The organism is Reyranella massiliensis 521 (genome assembly GCF_000312425.1).
In the GTDB taxonomy this organism is placed as follows: domain Bacteria; phylum Pseudomonadota; class Alphaproteobacteria; order Reyranellales; family Reyranellaceae; genus Reyranella; species Reyranella massiliensis.
Map to the genome: position 1 here is coordinate 4,610,664 of NZ_HE997181.1, position 20,115 is coordinate 4,630,778.

Consider the following 20,115-nt stretch of genomic DNA (forward strand, 5'->3'; position numbering starts at 1 on the left):
AAAATCGACGGCGGAGCGCAAGCTCCGCCGTTTTCGTTTGGGGCAACATGACTCCGGCAGAACAACCGCCTCTCTTCACCGGCCTCTTCCAGGTAAACGGCGCCACACGCCTCTACGGCACGATCGGCGACCCGATCCGCCAGCTCCGCATGACCGCGATCATGCCGCAGGTTTTCGCCGCCGTCGGCGCCAATGCCGTCTGGCTACCGTTCGAGGGCGGGTCCGACCTCCTGCCGCTGATGCTCGAAGCGCTGGCCAAGATGCGCAATCTCGGCGGCTTCACCGTCACCATCCCACACAAGACGGCCATGCTCGACCTGCTGGGCCGCGCGACCCCGCGCGCACTGGCAGCCGGCAGCGTCAACCTGGTGCGGCGCGACGGCGACGGCACGTTGATCGGCGACAATGTCGATGGCGTGAGCTTCGTGCGCGGGTTGGAGGCGCAGGGACATCGCGTGCGCGACGCCAGCATCTGGCTGGTCGGCCTCGGCGGAGCCGGCGGCGCAATCGCGGCGGCGCTCTGCGAAGCCGGCATCGGCCGCCTGCTGGTGACGGAAATCCAGGACTCGCGGGCGAGCAAGGGGATCGACCGCTTGCTGCACCACTACCCGGACGTACCCGTGGCCGAGGTCAGTTCGCCACCCAAAGGCATCAATATCGCGATCAACGCGACGCCACTCGGCCTCAAGCCCGGCGACCCGCAATCCTTCGACCCGATGACCCTCGATCCCGAAACGGTCGTGGCCGATGTCATCATGAGCCCGGCCGAGACGCCCTTGCTGCAGCGCGCCCGGACCCACGGCCGGCGCATCCATCACGGCCGGCACATGCTCGATCATCAGGTGCCGCTCTATCTCGACTGGTTCGGCATCGACACCAAAGGCATCGACATCGTTCGCCTGGTCCGCTCCATCGGCTGAAGCGAAGGAGCCGGCCGGCTACAGCGTCACGCCGCCGTTCACGTGGATCGTCTGGCCGGTGATGTAGCTCGACGCCGGCGAGCAGAGGAAGGCGATCAGGGCGGCCACTTCGGCCGGCTTGCCGTAGCGGCGCATCGGTATCGACTCGCTGATCTTCTCCATGCCGGCGCGAGGCACGGCGACATGGGCGTCGGGGTCCTTCTCGATGAAGCCCGGCGCCACGCAGTTCACCGTCGCGCCCGAGGCGGCGAGGTCGACGGCAAAGACCTTGGCGAAGGCTTCGAGGCCGGCCTTGGCGGCGGCAGACGCCGGGAAGGTCACGAGCCCACGGGCAAAGGCATGCGCCACGAAGGAGGAGACACCGATCAAACGGCCGGCCGCGCCGGCCTTGAGAAGCCAGGGCTTGGCAGCCGTCGCAAGCTCGAAAAAAGCCGCCGTCATCGACGCCTGGCTGGCATCCCAGCCGGCCCGGTCGATATCCCCCACCTGGCGACGGTCGGCAAAGCCTGCGTTGCTCACCACGATCTCTAGGTGACCGAACTTGGCGACCGTCTCTTCGATCAGGCGGGCCGCCGTGCCGGACTCGGCGAGATCGCCTTCCAGGATCAACGCCTGGCCACCGGCACCCGTCACGAAGTTCGCGACCCGTTCGAGCCCTGCGCGGTTCTTGCGGGCGTGAAGCGCCAGCGCGGTATCGGGAGCGGCAAGCGTGCGCGCCGTCGCGGCGCCGATGCCGGAAGAAGCGCCCGTGATGAGAATCACTCGAGGAGAAGCAGTCATGGCGACAGGAGTAGAGTCCCATCAGGCCACCGGCAAGCCCATCGAGGGCGGCGGCTGGCGGACTATGTCAAGGCGCGAGGAGAGGTTGGCGACGCAGTGCCGATACATCTCCTGATCGCTGGGCGGAACGATGCGCGCGGCCAACATGGCAAGCGGCCGCCGCTAAGCTCGCTCCCATGTTTAGTGGCCAGGCTGCTTGACCTGAGTCAAGGTCGCCTGCGCCGACCGCGTCATCCTTCGTGCCTCACGACGGCAGGAGAAGAACATGGGCTACAAGACCATCCTGGTTCATTGCGACGCCGATCCGAAGGTCGCGTACAGACTTGCCATCGCAGTGGAGCTGGCCAAGCGCCACCAAGCCCACCTCGTCGGCGTGCACATCCAGGAACCGTTCGAAGCTCCGGCCATGTTCAACGGAACCTCGGTAATGGGCAACTTCTACGCTGTCTTTGAAGAGACGACGAAGGCAAACTTGGCGGCCGCGAAAGCAGCCTTTGCCAAGGCTGTGAAAGGGGTCGAAATCACGACGGAATGGCGGTCCGAGGAGGGCTACGTGGACTCACGCCTGGCCGTCCATGCACGCTACGCCGACCTCATGGTGCTTGGGCAAGCCGATCCCGATACGCCGTCTTTCACGCCGCTGGATCTGCCCGAAACCATGGCATTGTCGACCGGCCGGCCGATATTGGTTGTGCCGTATGTCGGCGCGCCGGCAGAGACTGCCAAGACCGTCATGCTGTGCTGGAATGCGAGCCGTGAGAGCGCCCGTGCGGCCTCGGATGCGCTGCCCATGCTACGCGCCGCCTCCAACGTCATCGTCCTCTGCGTCGATGCCCACTCGTCGACATATGGACACGGCGCCGAGCCGGGCGCCGACGCCGCAGCGTGGCTGGCACGCCAAGGCGTCACCGTGACGGTGCAGCGCGACGTGGCGGCCGATGCCGATGTCGGCAGCGTAATTCTGTCGCGTGCCGCGGACCACGATGTCGACCTGATTGTAATGGGGCTCTACGGCCATTCCCGGCTGCGCGAGATGGTGCTGGGCGGGGCGAGCCGCACACTGCTCGGCAGCATGACGGTCCCGATCCTGGTGTCGCACTGAGAGGCGTCGGCGGCCTCAATGCAGATGCTCCCATAGATCGCATTCCTCATGATCGGGATTGAGCTCGACACCCTTGAAGTCGCCACGGGAAACCAAACCGACAATCTTGCCGTTCTTGAGCATCGGCATGTGGCGGAAGCCGCCTTCCGCCATCAGGCGCAAGACTTCAAATGCGGTCTGGTCGGGCAAGATTGTCTTGGGATCCCGTGTCATGACGTCGGCAAGGCAGGTGCGGGACGGGTCCAACCGTTGCGCCAGGACCCGGCACACTGCGTCCCGGCCGGTAAAGATGCCCACCAGTTGGCCGGCCTGTCCGGTCACCAGGACCGATCCGGGCCCGCGGGCACGCATCTGATCGCAAGCTTCCGTGACGCTGGCCGCTTCGTTCATCGTGATTGGGTGGTGTTGCAGGGTTACGACGGAGAATTTCCGCATGATGCCCTCCACGAATCAGTCAACCGCGGGCATGGTGCGCGCCATCCGCCGTCGACGGCTTGATCAAGATCAACGTCCGCCTAGCAAGGACGGCATATTGCTTCAGGGCACCGCCTCGATGCGGCCAGCGACGCGTTCGACATTGGGAGCAGCCCATGTTTCGCTATTTTGCTTGCGTCATTGCGTTCATTCCATCAATCGCCGCCGCGCAGGACGCGCAGCAGGGGCGCGAGATCGCCCTGCGATGGTGTTCTTCCTGTCATGTGGTCGACCGGGCGGCGACCGAGGCACCGGCGAACGGCCTGCCCACCTTCCCCGCCATCGCCGCCAAGCCCGGCCTGACAGCCGACATGCTGCGGGCAGCGATGAGCCAGCAGCACAGCCGTATGCCGGATTTTTCTCTTAGCAAGCGGCAGCAAGACGATCTCGTCGCCTACATCTACAGTCTTCGCGCCAAGTAAGAGGCAACATTCGAAGGAGCCGTCGCGCTACGTCGCGCGCGGCAACCTGCGGGGAGGAGACTCGGTCTTTACGACCAGCAAAGACTGCAGCCGGCGGCGCAACAGGCTGGGCGGCTCGTTGGTCAAATCCTTGGCGACTTCCTGACGTACGCTTCCCTGCACGCGCTTGGACAGGAGACCGCGCAATTCACCCAGGCTGCGGCGGGGCGCCACCAGGATGAGATCATCGAAAGCGCGTCGGCCGCAGGCATCGTCTAGTGCGTCTGCCAGCGTGGCCATGAAGCGATGCTTCTCGAGCTTGTGATAATCGTGTGGCGGCTCGAACGCGTGACGCACGCCGCTGCGTGAGGCGCTGAAGCTGCGGCCGGGCTTGTCGCTCTTGAGATCGCGCGGCCGTTGCCGGCTCGCAGGCGCCACGAGGTTGTTGGGGCCTGTCGGCACCAGCTTCGTCGTTTCCCTGTCCGGGCTGAAAAAGCGCGCCCGGGCGCCGTCAGCGACGACAATCCAGGTCTTGGTGGGACGCTTGGCCATGATCATTTCCTCACGAGTGAATCGGGGAAGAGGTTGAGCACCTCGTGCGGCAGGCTGCCTCGCAGCTTCATGAGCTCGCCCCGATCCAGGCAGCGTTCCATCACGACAAAGCTGGCACGTGCCGCCTCACCCGGGTTGATCGTGGTTTTCGGTGGCAGCTGCTCGGCAACATGGTCGATGAAGTCGGCGAGACGGCGTTCGCGTGTCGGCGTCCCTGCCGGATGCCAGCCCTCGTAGTACGCTCCGCGCAGCAGCATCGGCAGCTGGGCGCCCAGGTGCACGGCATTCTCCAGGCCCACGCGGTCGCGCAGCGCATGCAGGGCAGCGCGCAACGCGTTGAAGGCGATCCGGCGATCGTCGGTGCCGAGTTCGCCCATCATGATCTTCAGCCAGTGATTGGTCTCCTGGACCGTGGTGTCGAAGGTGTCGAGACCCGTCATGCTCATCGGTGGCTCCTGTGGCATGGACGCCGAGAGACTGCAGGTTGGACGGACCGATGTACTTGATCTGCGTCAACCCGCGCCTTCGGGCACATCATGCAGGCGGTAAATGATGCTTGCCGATGGCAACCACATTGCTTGCCTGCGGTCCCTTCTCGCCTTCTCCGGAATGAAGAGAGAACCGGACTTCGTCACCGACGGCGAGCTTCTCGAAGCCGCCATCGGCAACGGCATTGCGGTGGAAATAGACCTCGGCGCCATCGCTGGCATCGATGAAGCCGTAGTCGCGCTCGGCCATGAGGCTTGCCACTTTGCCATGGGCGGGAACCGCATGCGCCTTCACGTCACCGCGCCGGTGGCGAACATGATCCTCGAGCTGGCGACGCACGGCGTCGAAGCAATCGCGTACCGCGACGTAGATATCCTCGTGGGCATGATGCTCGGAAGGATCGCGTTTCACCACGATCTCCTTGCCGGGCACCTTGAGGTCGACGCGGATGTGGAACAGATCGCCATGCCGGCGCCGGTTCGGCGCCTCGATGACAACGCGGCAGCTCACGATGCGATCAAAGAACTGCTCGAGCTCACGGGCACGCTCGCGAATCTTCGTCTCGACCGCGGGAGAGGCATCGATGTTGCGAAAAGTGATCTGAAGCCAGGACGGCATTGCACGCTCCTCTTGGAAAGCGACAGTCTGCGAGAGGTGACCGCGCGCGAACTTGAGACAGGTCAAAGGCCGGACCTGACTAGGGGTCGGGCGGAAGCGGAATGCGCTTGTCGAGCAAGAGCTTTTCCAGGGTCGAGATGCCACGATCGTAAGCGCCTTTTTCGCAATCCAGACGGGCGCCCAGCGCGATCATGTTCGGACCGCCGGAACCCTCCCCGCGCCGGGTCAGGTAGTAGTCCGCCGTCCCAGCGAGCGTGGCGCAACGCCGGGCCTTCTGGGCGTCGGTCTGCGCCTGCACCGGGGCGGCGCACACCATGAGCGCCGCCAGCAAAATCCAAAGTGTGTGTTTCGGATGCATGGCGAAGTCCGTTCAATGCAGGCCTCAAGGTCTACGTGCATGCCGGACCATGCCTTGACCTGCATCAAGTCTCCTGGGACCGTCGGGGGTACGGTTGAACATGCATATCTCCCTGCACATCCACGGCGCCGCCGGTACGGTGACGGGCTCTTGCTACCGGCTGGTGACCCCGGGCGGCGATCTGCTGGTCGACTGCGGCATGTTTCAGGGGCCGAAGTCGCTGCGCAGCCTTAATTATCGTCACTTTCCCTTCGAGGCCTCGACCATCGAGGCTGTGCTGCTGACTCACGCCCACATCGATCATACTGGCCTGTTTCCCAAGCTTGCCGTGGCAGGGTTCCGCGGCAAAGCATGGACGACGGAAGCCAGCCGCGATCTTCTGCACTGGCTGTTGCCCGACGCCGGCGCCATCCAGGAGGGCGACGTCGATCGGCTGAACCGGCGCAACAGCCGCCGCGGAGAGCCCCCGGTCGCCCCCATCTATACCCGCGTCGATGCCGAGGCCTCGCTCTCGCTGCTTGCCGGGCAGCGCTACGACACGTGGTTCGAGCCTTTGAAAGGCGTACGCGCGCGCTTGCGCAACGCCGGTCACATCCTGGGTAGCGCCTTCATCGAAATGGAGGTCGACGCCAGGCCGCGACCCGTGCGTTTCGTCTTCTCCGGCGATATCGGCCCCCGGGAGAAGGCTCTCCAGCCCGATCCGTCGATCCCGGCGCCCTGCGACATCGTTCTGCTGGAGTCGACCTACGGCAACCGCCCGCGGCCGCGACCAACCGAAGCCGAACGCCGGACCCTGCTTGGACGCGAACTGAGCGACGCGCTTAAGGCGGGCGGCAATGTCATCGTTCCCGTGTTTGCCGTGGAGCGCACCCAGGAGATACTCGACGACATTGCCCGCCTGAAACGCGACGGCGAGATCGGAGCCGTCCCGGTTTTCCTGGATTCTCCGCTCGCCGGCCGTACAACCGAGGTGTTTCGCCGCCATCGCCGCGCCTTGGACCGCGGCCCAGACAGGCCGGCCTTTACGGGCGGCGACTTCCGCCTGATCGAAACGGTCGAGCAGAGCAAGGCGATCGGGCGCATCCACGGCGGCGCCGTCATCCTTGCCGGCTCCGGCATGTGCGAGGCTGGTCGCGTGAAGCATCATCTCAAGGACCATCTATGGCGGCCCGACTCGACGGTGCTCTTTGTCGGATACCAGGCGCCTGGCACGCTGGGCGCGCTCATCCGTGACGGCGCGGCGCGCGTACGTATCCACGGTGAAGAAATCAACGTGAAGGCGCGTATCCGTGCCATCGACACCTACTCCGGGCACGCCGACCGCGACGAGCTGGTCGAATGGGCCCGCCCGCTCCTCCCGACACTCGGCTCGGCGCTGCTGGTGCATGGCGAGCCCGATGCCGCGCAGGGCCTTTCAGAAGCCCTTTTTGCGGCCGGGCTGGATCGTTCATTCATGACGATGCCGGAACTCGATCAGGCATTCGACATCGAATTCCACGACGACCGATGGCACGCCGTTCCGTCGCAGACCGCTGCCGTGCCGCGTATGCCGGCGGCGCAGGCGAGCGCACAGCGCGATTGGCACAACGATTACGCCGCGGCGTTGCTCGATCTACGCAGTGCGCTGCAGCAAGAGAGCGACGATCGCCGGCGGCAACAACTGCTGAATGAAGTGCGCCGCCTGATCGACTCTCATCGAGTCGGCGTCGGCAACGGCTCGAAGCGGGAAACCATGATGTCGAGGTCGTAGGCCTCGTTTTGGCCGAGCGAACGCGCTGGCCCGACATGCGCCTGACTGCCCGCCTGCCCCCTCGCGCCTAGTTGTCCAACGCCGCGGGCAAGCGGGTATGGCTGAGGTAGACAGGGATGGGTGCAGGCAGGGGAACCGAGTAGGTGTCCCTGCGCGCGACGCGCCCTTCGATATCGGCGAGCGAGAGACCAAGCACCCAGGCAGCGAGCGGACGCGCCTGCTCGACCCGTATGCAACCATGACTGAGCGCCCTCTGTGTACGATTGAACAGTGCCTTGTCGTTCGTATCGTGGAGGAAGATCAGAAGGTCGTTGTCGAGTTCGAACAGGATCTGCCCCAGCGGGTTGTTGGGGCCCGGCGGAACGTAGCGTGCGCCTTCGTCGCGCATCATTTGTGGGGTCGGAGTCCAGGCTGGATTGAACCTGACGGAGCGCATGGAGGACAGCAGTTCCGGAGTCGGCGTAGCCGGTCGCCCGACGATCACTCGACTGCGCAGCACGGGCGCTCCGTCCTCCAGCGCGACCAGCTCGAAGGAGCGGATATCGACTACAATCGCTTTGCCTCGCGACGGAAAGAGGAGACTTGCGTCCGCTTCGGCCGCGGAATCCGCATGTGAGCCGGCCGTCGCCTGACTTCGCGGTGCCTGTCCCTCCGTAGGACCGCAACCCGCCCCGATGGCGGCGCAAACCAGGGCCAGCAGCACCCGTCGGGGCACGGCGATGCGAGAACGCCTAGTGGGCGACGAGCGCACAACGATCGCCGGCGAGAAGCTGGGTGGTGATGCCGCCCAAGACCCATTGGCCCTGACGGGCATGACCATAGGCCCCAGCAATGACCAAATCGGCCTGCAGCTCGCTGGCGATTTCGTCGAGCTGCGAGGCGTTCGACCTAACCGGCAGCTCCACCTTCGAATCGGCTCTGACGCCATGGTGGCCCAGCCAGGCGACAACTTCAGCGACACCGCTGTGGGCCTCGGCGACGCCTTCATCGTCGGCAATTTCAACGATCGTCGTCGTCGTGGCAGCCTTGAGAAACGGCAAGGCATCGACAATCGCGCGCCGCGCTTCGCGCGTATCCTTCCAGGCCACCACGACCCGGTCCAGACCAATGGTCGCCACCCCCGGCGGCACCAGCAAAACGGGGCGACCGGCAGACATCACGAGATCACATATGTCCGGCCGGCGGGTCGCGTCGCACTGCGCACCGCTGGCCTCGGCGCCAAGCACGATCAGGTCTGCATTCCGCGCCTGCCGCGAAAGATGCTCTGCCAGGGGCAAAACGGTGGTCTGCGCCCGCCATTCGATCCGGCCCTTGAGCTGTGCGACGGCGCGCCGAAACTCCAGCTCGCCCTCCTTGATGTGGCGCGCGATCTCCTTGCGGTCTTCGTCGAACAAAGCTGCGGGAACCGCATAGTCGTGGCAAACCGTCTGGATCGGCCGGCAGGCGGCCAAGCCGATGATGCCGGCGTCGAACCTCGTCGCAATCCGAACGGTGGCGTCCAACACGCGATCATTCGGTCGCCCGAGAACCAGAATCGCCATCAGGGTGTTCATCACGTCGACGGGCCCTCGTGGGAATTGGGCATCCATTGACCGCCGGCGCCCTTGTGGAAGTGTCGCTTTACCGCCGCCCAAGCCGTCCGATGGGCGATCTCCTCACGCCTTTGGTCGTGCGTGTGGTTCGCCCAGGCATCGTTGAAGGCTTCGCGATAGAGGTCTTGCGCCCGTGGCGGCAGGTGATGACGAACCGAAGGGGGCAAGGCAGCGTTCGATGGATAAGGCATGAGGGAATCCCACACGTTCCAATCCTTGCAACATCGTTTGCTCCGAAGCTGCCAGCCTTGATCTGACGCAAACTCATCATCGAGATGTCGAGCGGGGTGCTCGCCGCTCAGCCTGGCACGAGCACGGCGGCACCCTGGAACCTGCCGGCCCGCAGGTCCGCAAGGGCATCGTTGGCACGAACCAGCGGATAGACGTGCGTCGTCGTATGGACGGCCGCACGTGGTGCGATCTCGAGGAACTCGAGGGCGTCCTGTCGGGTCAAGTTGGCAACCGAAACAACCTGCCGCTCGCCCCACAAGAGGTTGTAGGGAAATTGCGGAATGTCGCTCATGTGGATGCCGCCGCAGACGACCCGGCCGCCCTTGCAGACCGCGCGCAACGCCGCCGGCACCAGCGCTCCCACCGGCGCAAACAGAATGGCCGCATCGAGCGATTGCGGCGGAGATTGCGAGGAGTCGCCCGCCCAGCAGGCTCCGAGAGACAGGGCATGAGCTTGCGCCGCCGTGTCGCCCTTCTGCGTGAATGCGTACACTTGCCGTCCCTGCCAGCGGCAGACCTGCGCGATGATATGGGCGGCGGCGCCGAAACCGTAGAGACCGACGCGAGACGCTTTGCCAGCCATTTTCAAGGAACGCCAACCGATCAATCCCGCGCAGAGAAGAGGCGCCGCCGCAACGGGATCGTCAAAACCGTCCAGAGGGAAGGCGTAAGCGGCATCGGCGACGGCATGCGTGGCAAAGCCGCCATCGCGGCTATGCCCGGTGAAAACCGGCCGGTCGCAAAGGTTTTCCTGGTGAGCGGCGCAGTAGGGGCAATTGCCACACGTATGGCCGAGCCACGGGATGCCGACCCGCTGGCCGACACGATGCGAGGTGACGTTCTGTCCGACCTCGTCGACGATACCTACGATCTCGTGCCCCGGCACGACAGGCCGAACGACATTCGGCAGTTCGCCATCGACAATATGGAGATCGGTCCGGCACACACCGCAGGCTTCGACCCGAACGCGGATTTCACCCGGCGCGGGATGGGGGTCGGGCCGCTCCTCGAGAGCAAGTGGCCGACCCGGCGCGGAAAGGACCATCGCCCGCATGGGTTTTCTCCTGCTTCGTTCTCCGGCCGCCGGAACAAGATGTCCGCGCTTCGCCAGTCTCGAAGGCCGCGAAACTGGTTCTTCAGAGGGCCAGTTCGGGCTCACGCACCGGCGAGCCCTTGGCCGGCTCCTCGACCTCCGTCATCGTTGCTTCGCTCAGGAGCAGCACGCTGGCCACTGAAACGGCATTCTCCAGCGCGATGCGGACGACCTTGGTCGGATCGATTATTCCCGCCTCGACCAGGTCGACATACTGCTTGCGTGCGGCGTCGAATCCGTAATTGCCTTTGCCGTCGAGCATGCGAGCCACCGCCACGCCTCCGTCAGTCGACGAATTCTCGGCGATCTGGCGGGCCGGCGCCTCAAGCGCCCGCTTCAGCAGCTGGATGCCGGTCCGTTCGTCGCCTTCCGCCTGAGCCTCTTCACGGGCCACCGCCTCGGTGCAGCGCAGCAGGGCCAAGCCCCCGCCAGGCACGATGCCTTCTGCAACCGCAGCCTTGGTGGCGCTGATGGCATCGTCCAGGGCCTCCTTCTTCGCCTTCATCTCGGATTCGGCAGGCGCACCGACCTTGATCACCGCGACACCGCCCGAAAGCTTGGCCAAACGCTCGCGCAGCTTCTCCTTGTCGTAGTCGCTGGTGGCACTTTCGATTTCTCGACGAATGGCGGCGATGCGGCCATCAATGGCGGGCTTGTCGCCACCACCGCCGATAATGGTGGTGGTGTCCTTATTGACGACGACCCGTTTGGCCCTGCCAAGGCTCGCGATGCTGACATTGGCCAACTTGAGGCCAAGCTCTTCGGAAACGACCTCGCAACCCGTCAGCACCGCCATATCCTGCAACATGGCCTTGCGCCGGTCACCGAAGCCGGGCGCCTTCACGGCACAGCTCCTGAGCGCGCCGCGCAGCTGGTTGATGATGAGCGTCGCCAGGGCGTCGCCTTCGACGTCCTCGGCGATCAACAGCAGAGGCCGCCCGGACTTCACGATCTCGTCGAGAACCGGGAGCATATCCTTCAGGACCGCCAGCTTGCGGTCGCACAGAAGAACATGCGCATCTTCCAGTACCGACTCCATGCGTTCGGAATTTGTAATGAAATAGGGTGAGATGAACCCGCGGTCGAACTGCATGCCCTCCACGACCTCGAGTACGGTCTCGGTCGTCTTCGATTCCTCGACGGTGATGACCCCGTCATTGCCGACCTTCTCCATGGCATCGGCCACCAGCTCTCCGATCGTCTGGTCGTTGTGAGCGGAAATGGTTGCCACCTGCACTTTCTCGAGGCGCGTCGACACCGGCCGCGACATCTCCTTCAGAGCGGCGATGGTGGCCTTGGCCGCGCGATCCAGACCACGTTTGAGATCGATGGCGCTGGCCCCCGCCACCACATTGCGAACGCCTTCGGCGAGCATGGCATGAGCCAGGACCGTCGAGCCGGAGGTTCCATCGCCCACCAGGTCGCCCGTGCGTTCCGCCGCCTGTCGCAGCATCTGGCCCCCGAGATTCTCCTCGGCATCCTTCAGCTCGAATTCCTTGGCGATCGTGACGCCATCGTTGCAAACCAACGGCGGCCCCCACTTCTTCTGGATCAGCACCGACTTCGACTTGGGGCCGAGCGTCACCCGGATGGCATCGGCGAGCTGGGTCGCACCGCGCAGTACTTTTTCGCGCGCTGCCGACCCGAACATGACGTGCTTGTAGGTCATAAGTGCCTCCGCGCAAACAATGCGAGCCTCTACTAAGGGCGATACCGGGAAGAAGGGGCTGATCTAGATCAAGCTACGAACCGTTCTTTCAACAAGGCCAGATCCACGGCAAAGCCATGCGCCGTCACTGTCGAGTGGTCGGCGGAAGCGCGCCTCGGATCGTCTTTGCGATCAGGGGGCAGTGACTCTACGGTCGACCGCACGAGCGATGACAGGCGACGCCTGCGCGGACGCGACGGTCATCGTCGTCGTCCGCACAGGCGGGGCCTTGCGCATCACGCCGCCTTGATGGCGACCTGCTTGACTTGTGCAGGAGGGTTGGCCGTCTTGGCGATTTCGAGCGTCAGCACGCCCTTGGCGAACTGCGCCGTGATGCCGTTTCGATCGGCGTCGGCTGGCAGCGTAAAGGCGCGCGTGAAGCTGCCGTAACTGCGCTCCGAGTAGTGGGTCTTGTCGTCGGTCTGTTCGACCTTCTTTTCACCCGAGATGGTTAGGACGTCGTTCTCGATCTCGACCTTCACGTCCTTCTCGTCCAGCCCCGGCAGCTCGACGGCAACGCTATAGGTCTTGCCGTTCTCCTTCACCTCGACTTTGGGCATGTGATCGAAGGCGCGCAGAGCACGCGGCTCGCTGCTCGGCGCGAAGTCAGCCCAGCTGAAAGGCCAGCCCCGCATCATGCGGTTGAACATCTGGTCGAAGTCCCCGGAAAAGGGCCCGAGGTTACGCGATGAGGTCAGCGATTTGGCTTCCGTCATGATGTCCTCCGTAGCGGATCGCCTGTGATCCAACGGTCATCTACAGGCTTTGCCCTGCACCCTGTTTGATCCGGATCAATCGCCGTGTTGCTTCGAAGCGGTAGGAAGGTGCGCTATTCGAAAGGATCGCGCCATGAAATCGATCAACCCGTACGTCGGCCCGCGCGACCGGATGGTGCTCGAGCAACTTGCCGCCAGGGGGGTGAGCGACCCGCGCGTCCTCGATGCCATGCGCCATGTGGCCCGCGAGGCCTTTGTGCCGGAGGAGTTACGCCAGGCCGCCTATTCCGACCAGCCGCTGCCGATCGGCGAGGGCCAGACGATATCGCAGCCCTACATCGTCGCCGCCATGGCGGAGGCGCTGGGTCTGCGGGGGGACGAGAACATCCTGGAAATCGGAACGGGCTCCGGCTACGACGCCGCCGTCCTGGCCCACATCGCGCGTGCAGTGCACACGATCGAGCGCATCCCGTCGCTCGCCAGACGTGCCCGCGAGACGCTGCGGCGACTGGGCTATGAAAGCGTCGAGGTGATCGAGGGAGACGGCAGCGTAGGCTGGAGGCCAGCTGCGCCCTACGACGCCATCGTCGCCACGGCCGAGGCGCCACGCATCCCCCCATCCCTGCGCGCCCAGCTCAGGCCGGGTGGCAGGCTGGTAATGCCGGTGGCCGATCCCAGTTGCGGACAGGCACTGGTGCGCATGATCCGCGGCGACAATGGGCACGACAGGGTGGAAAGCATCCTGCCCGTACGCTTCGTGCCTCTCATCGGTATCGAGGGTTGGCCGGACGATCGGACCTCGTCAGGCCAGACGCGCGAGGGTGAGGGCCTGCACCGGCCATTCGGGGGCCATCGGTGACCCTCGTCGTATCTGTACGACCGCCGCGGCACGAAGCGGTCGAGGTCGTCGAACGCAAGGGGCTCGGTCATCCCGACTCGATCTGTGATGCCCTTGCAGAGACGCTGTCGCGCAACCTTTGCCGGCATTATCTCGATCGGACTGGCGAGATCCTCCATCACAATGTCGACAAGGCGCTGTTATGCGGCGGGGACGCGGCGCCGGCTTTCGGGGGCGGGCAGGTACTGGCGCCGGTCGAGATCTACCTGGCTGGCCGCGCTGCCGGCACCGCAGGCAACGATCGCGTGCCGCTCGACGAGATTGCCATCGAGGGCTCGCGCGCATGGCTGCGCGACAATCTCCACGCCTTCGACGTCGACCGCCATGTGCGTGTGCACAGCGTATTGCGGCCAGGTTCCAAAGCACTTTCGGAACTGTACCAGCGGAACCGGATTGCCGGCGCGAGAGTCTTGGCAAACGACACTTCGATCGGCGTGGGCTACGCACCGCTCAGTGCACTCGAATTCCTGGTCCTTCGCACCGAGAGCCTGCTGAATGGTCGGCAGCGCGCTTCGCACCATCCCGCTTGGGGCGAAGACATCAAGGTCATGGGAGTCCGGCACGGAACGGCCGTCTCGCTGACGATTGCCTGCGCCATGATCGACCGCTGGCTCTACAGCATCGAGGAATACTTTGCCGAGACGACGGCGATCCGGCGCAAGGTGCAGGATCTGGCCGCCGAGCACGGCTTCGACCAGTGCCGGGTGCATGTCAATGCAGCGGACGATCTTGAAGGCGGATCGCTCTACCTGACGGTGACCGGCACTTCGGCCGAAGCCGGCGACGATGGCGAGGTCGGCCGGGGCAACAGGGTGAACGGTTTGATCACGCCAGGTCGCCCTATGAGCCTGGAGGCTGCGGCTGGAAAGAACCCTGTCAGTCATGTCGGCAAGATCTACAACGTGATTGCGCGGGACATCGCCGAAGCGCTGGTCAGCGAGATTGCGGCCGTCGCCAGTGCGGAGTGCTGCCTTGTGAGCGAAATCGGCAAGCCTGTAGAGGCACCTGCTTTGACGCACGTCCGGCTCGCCACACACGATGGCAGCCCCGCCGATCGGCTGGAATCGGCCGTAGGCGAGATCGTCACGCGGCAGACACGCGGCATCGCAGGCCTGGTCGACCGTTTCGTCGCCGGCACGCTTCAGCTTTTCTGATACCGATCGGTGCGGGAACTGCAGCCATGAAAGAACGTACCGATACGCAGTCACCGCTCAGAGTAAGCTTTCAAGGCGACGCCGACGAGCAGGTGCATCGCTTCATCGTCGAACAGGCGGAGGCACTGGAGCGCCTCCATGGCGCGTTCACCTACTGCCACGTCATCGTCGAGGCGCCGGAGGTCAGGGACGGTCGTTACGGAGCAAGCCTTTTTCTCACCATGCCCGATGACGTGGAGGTCTGCGTCGATTGTCACGGCCCTCTCGATGACCGCTTCTGCGATCCCAGATTTGCCGTGTCGGAGGCGTTCCGCCGCGCCCAACGACTGATCGCAAGTCGATCGGGTCGGCACCACGGCGGAGCAAAGACCATGCACGACGAGATCACGGGAGAGGCTAGCCGTCTGGGGCGGAGGCATCCTTGAAATTCATCGAGATCGCCTGGGTTTGCGAATGCCTTCCCGCACATCGCCTCGTGTCGACACCGGCAATCCCGGCGCTTGCCGCGCTCACGCCCCACTAGGAACACAAGGCATTCGATGGTCCGCATACTGGCCGAAGCGGGCGACGAGCACTTCCACGTTGCCATTCGCGAAGCACCTCCCCTCACCCTGCATGGCAGCTCGTGCTGGCGGACCGACGGCAACAGCCCGGTGAGGATCCTTCATGACCGCGCCACCGTGTATTTCTCCCGCTATCAACCGCATGGCCATACCTTGCGTCGATGCGGCCCCCGCGACCTGGCCTTCACCGACCAACCCGTTCCCGTCAGACTGATCAACGATAGCGATCCGCGCGTCGGCAAGTGGATTGAGGCCATCTGGCAACCGCCGAGTGGGCCCTTGCGCGGCTGGTACCATGCCGAAGAACCAGCTTCCTGCGCCGAAGCGCAACTCCACGTACCATTTATCGGCGAAGCCCAATCGGACGACGACGGCTTGACATGGCGATGCGTGCGCGAGCTCCTGCGGCTCCCGGCCGATCAAGCGGATTGTGGATGGCGGAACGGCTTCTTTGCCGGAGGTTATGGCGACCTGAGCGTCGTGCCCGATCGCAGCGGACAAATGCTCTATCTCTTCTTCTCGAGTTATCACCCCGCCGAAGACGCCCAAGGCGTGGCGGCGCTCCGGCTGCCTGCGGACACATCTTCGGCGGCGCCCTCATGGTGGACGGCCTCAGGCTGGCGGACCGTGGGCGAGCTTCGCCCGAAACCGATCTGGCCAGCCGTTCGCGGCTTTCGACACCGCGACCCGGACTGCTTCTGGGGGCCGGCCGTTCACTACAACCATGCCCTCAAGGCCTACGTAATGCTGCTCAACCGCACTGCCGGCGGCGACGGCGATCTGTTGCAGGAAGGCATTTATGCCAGCATGAACGACGCGATCGACGATCCCGGCAAGTGGACCACGCCGTTGCGGATCGTCCGGGGCGGCGCTTGGTATCCTCAGGCGGTCGGCCTCGAGGAGGGCTGCGGCGACACCGAGGTGGTCACGGCCGGACGCTTCTTCATGGCGGGATTCTCGGGTTGGGAAATCGAGTTCGCCGGCCCGGTCGCCTCAGGTACGACGAACCGGCCCCTCACATGCACGAAGCAGGGCTTCGCGGAGATGTTCGGCGCCGACCGGCGATGTCCCTGGTAGCCGTCCCGGCGTGCTCAGACGATCTTTCTCAAGGTGGCAACCCGCTCGGCTGCCGCGACCGCTTCCATTGTCCTGGCGACGCTTTCGGGATTGACGCTGATTGAATCGATGTCGAGTTGCGTCAGAAAGGCCGCGATGTCGGGATAGTTCGCAGGCGCTTCGCCGCAGATGCCGACATGCCGACCGTTGCGCCGTGCGCCGGCAACCGCCTGGCGCAGCATTTCCATGACTCCCGGGTCGCGTTCGTCGAAGTCGAAGGCAACGAGGTCGGAATCTCGATCGACGCCGAGAACGAGCTGCGTCAGGTCGTTCGAGCCGATCGAGAAGCCATCGAACAGCTCGGCAAACGCATCGATTTGGATGACGTTGTTGGGTATCTCGCACATGACATAGATTTCGAGGCCGTTCTCTCCGCGCTTCAACCCGTTGCGCGCCAGCGCATCGATGACCCGTGCAGCCTCGTCGACGCGCCGGCAGAACGGCACCATGACACGGACATTCACGAGCCCCATGTCGGCCCGCACCCGACGCAGCGCGGCGCACTCCAGCGCAAAGCCCGGCGCGTAGGCCGGATGGGCATAGCGTGCGGCGCCGCGGAACCCCAACATGGGATTCTCCTCCTTGGGCTCGAAATCGGTGCCGCCGATTAGCTTGGCATACTCGTTGGTCTTGAAGTCGGACAGCCGGACGATCACCGGCTTGGGATAGAATGCCGCCGCGATCGTGCCGATACCCTCGGAGAGGCGTTCGACAAAGAACGCCGAGGGCGTTGCATGGTGACGCGTCAGCTCTGCAATGCGCGTGCGATCGGCTGGCGAAGAGACCTGGTCGGGGCACGCGAGCGCCATCGGATGAATGCCGATGTGATCGCTGATGATGAACTCCATGCGCGCAAGGCCTACGCCCTCGTTGGGGCGCATTGCCGTCTTGAACGCAAGATCCGGGTTGCCGAGATTGACCATGACCGGCGTGCGCGGCTGGGCCAGGGCCGTGACGTCGACTTTCGAAACCTCGATCGGAATGAGGCCGGCATAGACCCGGCCGGTCTCCCCCTCGGCGCAGGAAACGGTCACCTCCGCGCCGTCCTTCAGCGTTTGCGTTGCGCCGGCTGCGCCGACGATGGCGGCAATGCCGTGCTCGCGCGCGACAATCGCGGCGTGGCAGGTACGGCCACCGCGATCGGTGACGATGGCAGCCGCCTTCTTCATCACAGGTTCCCAGTCGGGACTGGTCGTGGCCGCGACCAGCACGTCGCCAGGCCGGAAAGCCGCCAGATCGGCTGCAGCGTTCACCACCCGCACTATGCCACCGGCCGCCCTTTCGCCGACGGCGCGGCCTTCGAGGAGGACCTTCCCGCCACCGCGCAGCGCGAAGGTTTCGAAGGTGGCCGCATCCCTGCGGGACACCACCGTCTCGGGTCGGGCCTGGACGACATACAGTTCGCCGTCGGGGCCGTCCTTCGCCCATTCGATATCCATCGGCCGATCCTGGCCGGCAAGCTGCGAGTAGTGCTCTTCGATGCGGATCGCATAGTCGGCCAGCTCGAACACCTCTGCATCGCTCAGACAGTAACGGGCCTGCTCGTCGGCCGGTGTGTGGACATAGGCTGTGGCACCCGCCGCCCCCTCGCCATAGACAAGCTTGCGCTGCTTGCCCCCCAGCGCGCGACGCAATACGCAGCGGCGGCCTGCACGGAAGGTCGGCTTGTGGACGTAGAATTCGTCGGGGTCAACGCGGCCTTGCACGATGCTCTCGCCCAGGCCCCAGGCGCCCGTGACAAACACGACCTCCCGAAATCCCGATTCTGTATCGAGGGTGAAGATGACGCCGCTCGACGCCTGGTCCGACCGGACCATCTTCATGACGCCGACGGACAAGCCGATCTTGAGATGATCGAAGCCGTTGGCGTTGCGATAAACGATGGCGCGGTCGGTGAATACCGAAGCAAAGCAGTTACGGCAGGCCTCGACCAGTTCTTCGAGACCACGCACGTTGAGAAAGCTCTCGTGCTGGCCGGCAAAGCTCGCCGTGGGCAGATCCTCGGCCGTCGCTGAACTGCGCACGGCGACAGACAGGCCAGCGCCGTATTCGGCCTCGAGCCGGCGGTAATGCTCGGCGAGAAGCGCCCGTATGGTCTCGGTGCCGGCGGCCTCGTAAACGATCGACCGTGCCTCGGCGGCCGCATGAGCAAGCTTGACCACGTCGTGGCCGCCGACTCCCTCGAGCAGCGCCTGGAGACGCGGCCAGGCATTGGCGGCAGTGAGAGCGGAGCGGTAGACGTCTGCCGTCAGCGCGAAGCCATTGGGTACGCGGACGCCCTGTTGGGACAAGGCGGAGTACATCTCCCCCAGCGAGGCGTTTTTGCCGCCGACCGAAGAGATATCGGCGGCCCTGATTTCCTTAAACCAGCGCACCTCTTGCGCGGTCATGGCAATCCCTCCTTGGTCCGCCGGCCGAGGCCGCGGAACGCTAGACGCCCATGGTTACGGCGGCGGGAATCGATCGCAGATGATTCTTCACACGCCTGACGCCGGGCACGTTCTCGGCAGCCACGCGATAGGCGTTTCGTACTTCGTCGTCCTGCACAAAGCCCCACAGATGGACGACGCCGTCGTTGGCGAAGACATTGGTCGGCCACTTCGACACCCACGGACGATGGGCGAGCGCTTCGATGACGGTCTGGCGCAGCTCCTTGTCTGTTGGCCGCACCACAGGACCTTCCGGCTCTCTCGAGAGCAGCGCTTCGAGAAGATCGGCCCGGCTCACGACGCCCACGAGCTTCCCGGCCCGTACGACCGGGATGCGCTTGATGCTGTGCCTTTCGATCAGATCCACCAGTTCCGCCAAGGTCGCCTCTTCCTTGGCCGTCACGACGTCTTTTGTCATGACATCGGAGATATGTCGCGCATGTGTCGCCACGAAGTCATGCGCCGCGCCGGCTTCGCTCTCCAGCAGGCGCGACAACCAGGACTTCCTGGGCGACGTGCCGATTTCGACGCGCCGAACGAGGTCGGCCTCGCTTAGAATACCAACAAGCTCGTCCTTGTCGTTGATAACCGGGACGGCGCTGACGTTGGCGCCGAGCATGAGTTCGGCCGCGTCGAAGATCGTGTCCTTCACGTTAAGGCAAACAACACCTTTGGTCATGATGTCCTTGGCTTGCATGATCTGCTCCTCCGACTTCGGCGTGTATTTGCGAACCAGTATGCGGCCCACGGGCGATCCCGCTTTGAGCCAAATTCAAATTGGACACCGACGCCCCTCTCTGGGGAGCAGCTCATCCAAGAAGCATCGTGGTGCCCTGAACTTGAGGCGTCGTCCCGGTTAGGGTGAGGCTGGTGATGAGCCGGGCAATTCGTGTCGCTTCTTCGGTGTAGTCGTTAGCGGCCCGCAAGCCCCATTGCTGCTGAATCGTGAGCACGCTTTCGAGATCCCGCGCCGACAGCAGGGCGGACCAGCTGCGATGGTTCTCTGCGATGCGCCGATTTGCGAACTTCGCGAGCTCGCTTTGCCAGGCAACCCCCGCCGAGGCGCAGGCCTCGAAGCAGTCGCCGCCCGTCGACATCATCGCCGCGGCCGCTGCAGGCCATGGAGCGCCGAGCAACGCATTGTCTGAAGATGCCTGAGTCATGGCGTCCT

Annotated in this window: 23 protein-coding genes and 1 pseudogene; 9 read left to right on the forward strand and 15 right to left on the reverse strand. The window is 64.5% G+C overall.

Going from position 1 to position 20,115, the window contains the following annotated elements; genetic code table 11:
- The first annotated feature begins 47 nt into the window (after window positions 1-47).
- A complete protein-coding gene (locus BN60_RS22535) occupies window positions 48-920 on the forward strand; it encodes a shikimate dehydrogenase family protein (RefSeq protein WP_020698424.1) in 873 nt (290 codons plus the stop codon).
- Window positions 921-938: 18 nt separating this feature from the next.
- On the opposite strand, the gene BN60_RS22540 is transcribed toward BN60_RS22535, so the two are convergent.
- Window positions 939-1,700 (reverse strand): SDR family NAD(P)-dependent oxidoreductase, encoded by a 762-nt coding sequence (locus BN60_RS22540; RefSeq protein ID WP_043284246.1) that lies wholly within the window; start codon window positions 1,698-1,700, stop codon window positions 939-941.
- Window positions 1,701-1,965: 265 nt separating this feature from the next.
- On the opposite strand from BN60_RS22540, the gene BN60_RS22545 reads away from it, so the two are divergent.
- Complete coding sequence (locus BN60_RS22545; RefSeq protein ID WP_020698427.1) at window positions 1,966-2,802, forward strand: universal stress protein; 837 nt, start codon at window positions 1,966-1,968, stop codon at window positions 2,800-2,802.
- 15 nt (window positions 2,803-2,817) lie between these two features.
- Here BN60_RS22545 and BN60_RS22550 read toward each other — a convergent pair whose 3' ends face one another.
- Window positions 2,818-3,237, reverse strand: coding sequence for a CBS domain-containing protein (locus BN60_RS22550; protein WP_020698428.1), 420 nt, complete (start codon window positions 3,235-3,237; stop codon window positions 2,818-2,820).
- A gap of 155 nt (window positions 3,238-3,392) precedes the next feature.
- On the opposite strand from BN60_RS22550, the gene BN60_RS22555 reads away from it, so the two are divergent.
- Window positions 3,393-3,698 carry a c-type cytochrome gene (locus tag BN60_RS22555; RefSeq protein ID WP_020698429.1) on the forward strand — a complete coding sequence of 102 codons (306 nt, stop codon included), beginning with the start codon at window positions 3,393-3,395 and terminating at the stop codon, window positions 3,696-3,698.
- A gap of 27 nt (window positions 3,699-3,725) precedes the next feature.
- Here BN60_RS22555 and BN60_RS29210 read toward each other — a convergent pair whose 3' ends face one another.
- The 4 genes from BN60_RS29210 to BN60_RS22575 form a co-directional block, all read right to left on the reverse strand.
- Window positions 3,726-4,229: a host attachment protein gene (locus tag BN60_RS29210; protein ID WP_020698430.1), complete on the reverse strand. Its 504-nt coding sequence runs from the start codon at window positions 4,227-4,229 to the stop codon at window positions 3,726-3,728.
- 2 nt (window positions 4,230-4,231) lie between these two features.
- Window positions 4,232-4,675 carry a DUF2267 domain-containing protein gene (locus tag BN60_RS22565; RefSeq protein WP_020698431.1) on the reverse strand — a complete coding sequence of 148 codons (444 nt, stop codon included), beginning with the start codon at window positions 4,673-4,675 and terminating at the stop codon, window positions 4,232-4,234.
- A gap of 88 nt (window positions 4,676-4,763) precedes the next feature.
- Window positions 4,764-5,336: an HPF/RaiA family ribosome-associated protein gene (locus BN60_RS22570; RefSeq protein ID WP_020698432.1), complete on the reverse strand. Its 573-nt coding sequence runs from the start codon at window positions 5,334-5,336 to the stop codon at window positions 4,764-4,766.
- A gap of 79 nt (window positions 5,337-5,415) precedes the next feature.
- Complete coding sequence (locus BN60_RS22575) at window positions 5,416-5,694, reverse strand: hypothetical protein (RefSeq protein ID WP_020698433.1); 279 nt, start codon at window positions 5,692-5,694, stop codon at window positions 5,416-5,418.
- A gap of 100 nt (window positions 5,695-5,794) precedes the next feature.
- On the opposite strand from BN60_RS22575, the pseudogene BN60_RS31855 reads away from it, so the two are divergent.
- Both BN60_RS31855 and BN60_RS22580 read left to right on the forward strand, forming a co-directional pair.
- Window positions 5,795-6,019 (forward strand): annotated as a pseudogene (locus BN60_RS31855) (MBL fold metallo-hydrolase); the annotation flags it as partial.
- 66 nt (window positions 6,020-6,085) lie between these two features.
- On the forward strand, window positions 6,086-7,444 hold the full coding sequence (locus BN60_RS22580) for an MBL fold metallo-hydrolase RNA specificity domain-containing protein (protein ID WP_245539838.1): 1,359 nt from the start codon (window positions 6,086-6,088) through the stop codon (window positions 7,442-7,444).
- 67 nt (window positions 7,445-7,511) lie between these two features.
- On the opposite strand, the gene BN60_RS31685 is transcribed toward BN60_RS22580, so the two are convergent.
- The 6 genes from BN60_RS31685 to BN60_RS22605 all read right to left on the reverse strand — a co-directional run bounded on the left by BN60_RS31685 (window position 7,512) and on the right by BN60_RS22605 (window position 12,784).
- Window positions 7,512-8,264, reverse strand: coding sequence for a L,D-transpeptidase family protein (locus tag BN60_RS31685; RefSeq protein WP_342626625.1), 753 nt, complete (start codon window positions 8,262-8,264; stop codon window positions 7,512-7,514).
- On the reverse strand, window positions 8,176-9,000 hold the full coding sequence (locus BN60_RS31055; RefSeq protein WP_177324856.1) for a universal stress protein: 825 nt from the start codon (window positions 8,998-9,000) through the stop codon (window positions 8,176-8,178). The genes BN60_RS31685 and BN60_RS31055 overlap by 89 nt, the downstream gene beginning before the upstream one ends.
- Complete coding sequence (locus BN60_RS29995) at window positions 8,997-9,227, reverse strand: ChaB family protein (protein WP_083856244.1); 231 nt, start codon at window positions 9,225-9,227, stop codon at window positions 8,997-8,999. The genes BN60_RS31055 and BN60_RS29995 overlap by 4 nt, the downstream gene beginning before the upstream one ends.
- A gap of 107 nt (window positions 9,228-9,334) precedes the next feature.
- A complete protein-coding gene (locus BN60_RS22595; protein WP_020698437.1) occupies window positions 9,335-10,321 on the reverse strand; it encodes a zinc-dependent alcohol dehydrogenase family protein in 987 nt (328 codons plus the stop codon).
- 82 nt (window positions 10,322-10,403) lie between these two features.
- Window positions 10,404-12,029 (reverse strand): chaperonin GroEL, encoded by a 1,626-nt coding sequence (groL, locus tag BN60_RS22600; RefSeq protein ID WP_020698438.1) that lies wholly within the window; start codon window positions 12,027-12,029, stop codon window positions 10,404-10,406.
- A gap of 275 nt (window positions 12,030-12,304) precedes the next feature.
- Window positions 12,305-12,784 (reverse strand): Hsp20/alpha crystallin family protein, encoded by a 480-nt coding sequence (locus BN60_RS22605; RefSeq protein ID WP_020698439.1) that lies wholly within the window; start codon window positions 12,782-12,784, stop codon window positions 12,305-12,307.
- A 133-nt stretch (window positions 12,785-12,917) separates the two neighbouring features.
- On the opposite strand from BN60_RS22605, the gene BN60_RS22610 reads away from it, so the two are divergent.
- From BN60_RS22610 to BN60_RS22625, 4 genes are all read left to right on the forward strand, one after another.
- Window positions 12,918-13,643 carry a protein-L-isoaspartate(D-aspartate) O-methyltransferase gene (locus tag BN60_RS22610; RefSeq protein WP_020698440.1) on the forward strand — a complete coding sequence of 242 codons (726 nt, stop codon included), beginning with the start codon at window positions 12,918-12,920 and terminating at the stop codon, window positions 13,641-13,643.
- A complete protein-coding gene (locus BN60_RS22615; RefSeq protein WP_020698441.1) occupies window positions 13,640-14,836 on the forward strand; it encodes a methionine adenosyltransferase in 1,197 nt (398 codons plus the stop codon). The genes BN60_RS22610 and BN60_RS22615 overlap by 4 nt, the downstream gene beginning before the upstream one ends.
- Before the next feature lie 26 nt (window positions 14,837-14,862).
- Entirely contained in the window at window positions 14,863-15,261 is a 399-nt protein-coding gene (locus BN60_RS30585) for a hypothetical protein (protein WP_148283507.1), read from the forward strand.
- A gap of 114 nt (window positions 15,262-15,375) precedes the next feature.
- A complete protein-coding gene (locus BN60_RS22625) occupies window positions 15,376-16,476 on the forward strand; it encodes a hypothetical protein (RefSeq protein ID WP_020698443.1) in 1,101 nt (366 codons plus the stop codon).
- A 14-nt stretch (window positions 16,477-16,490) separates the two neighbouring features.
- Here BN60_RS22625 and ppsA read toward each other — a convergent pair whose 3' ends face one another.
- The 3 genes from ppsA to BN60_RS22640 all read right to left on the reverse strand — a co-directional run bounded on the left by ppsA (window position 16,491) and on the right by BN60_RS22640 (window position 20,107).
- On the reverse strand, window positions 16,491-18,905 hold the full coding sequence (gene ppsA / locus BN60_RS22630; RefSeq protein WP_020698444.1) for a phosphoenolpyruvate synthase: 2,415 nt from the start codon (window positions 18,903-18,905) through the stop codon (window positions 16,491-16,493).
- A 40-nt stretch (window positions 18,906-18,945) separates the two neighbouring features.
- Window positions 18,946-19,692 (reverse strand): CBS domain-containing protein, encoded by a 747-nt coding sequence (locus tag BN60_RS22635; RefSeq protein WP_020698445.1) that lies wholly within the window; start codon window positions 19,690-19,692, stop codon window positions 18,946-18,948.
- A gap of 61 nt (window positions 19,693-19,753) precedes the next feature.
- Window positions 19,754-20,107, reverse strand: coding sequence for a hypothetical protein (locus BN60_RS22640; protein ID WP_020698446.1), 354 nt, complete (start codon window positions 20,105-20,107; stop codon window positions 19,754-19,756).
- Window positions 20,108-20,115 lie beyond the last annotated feature (8 nt).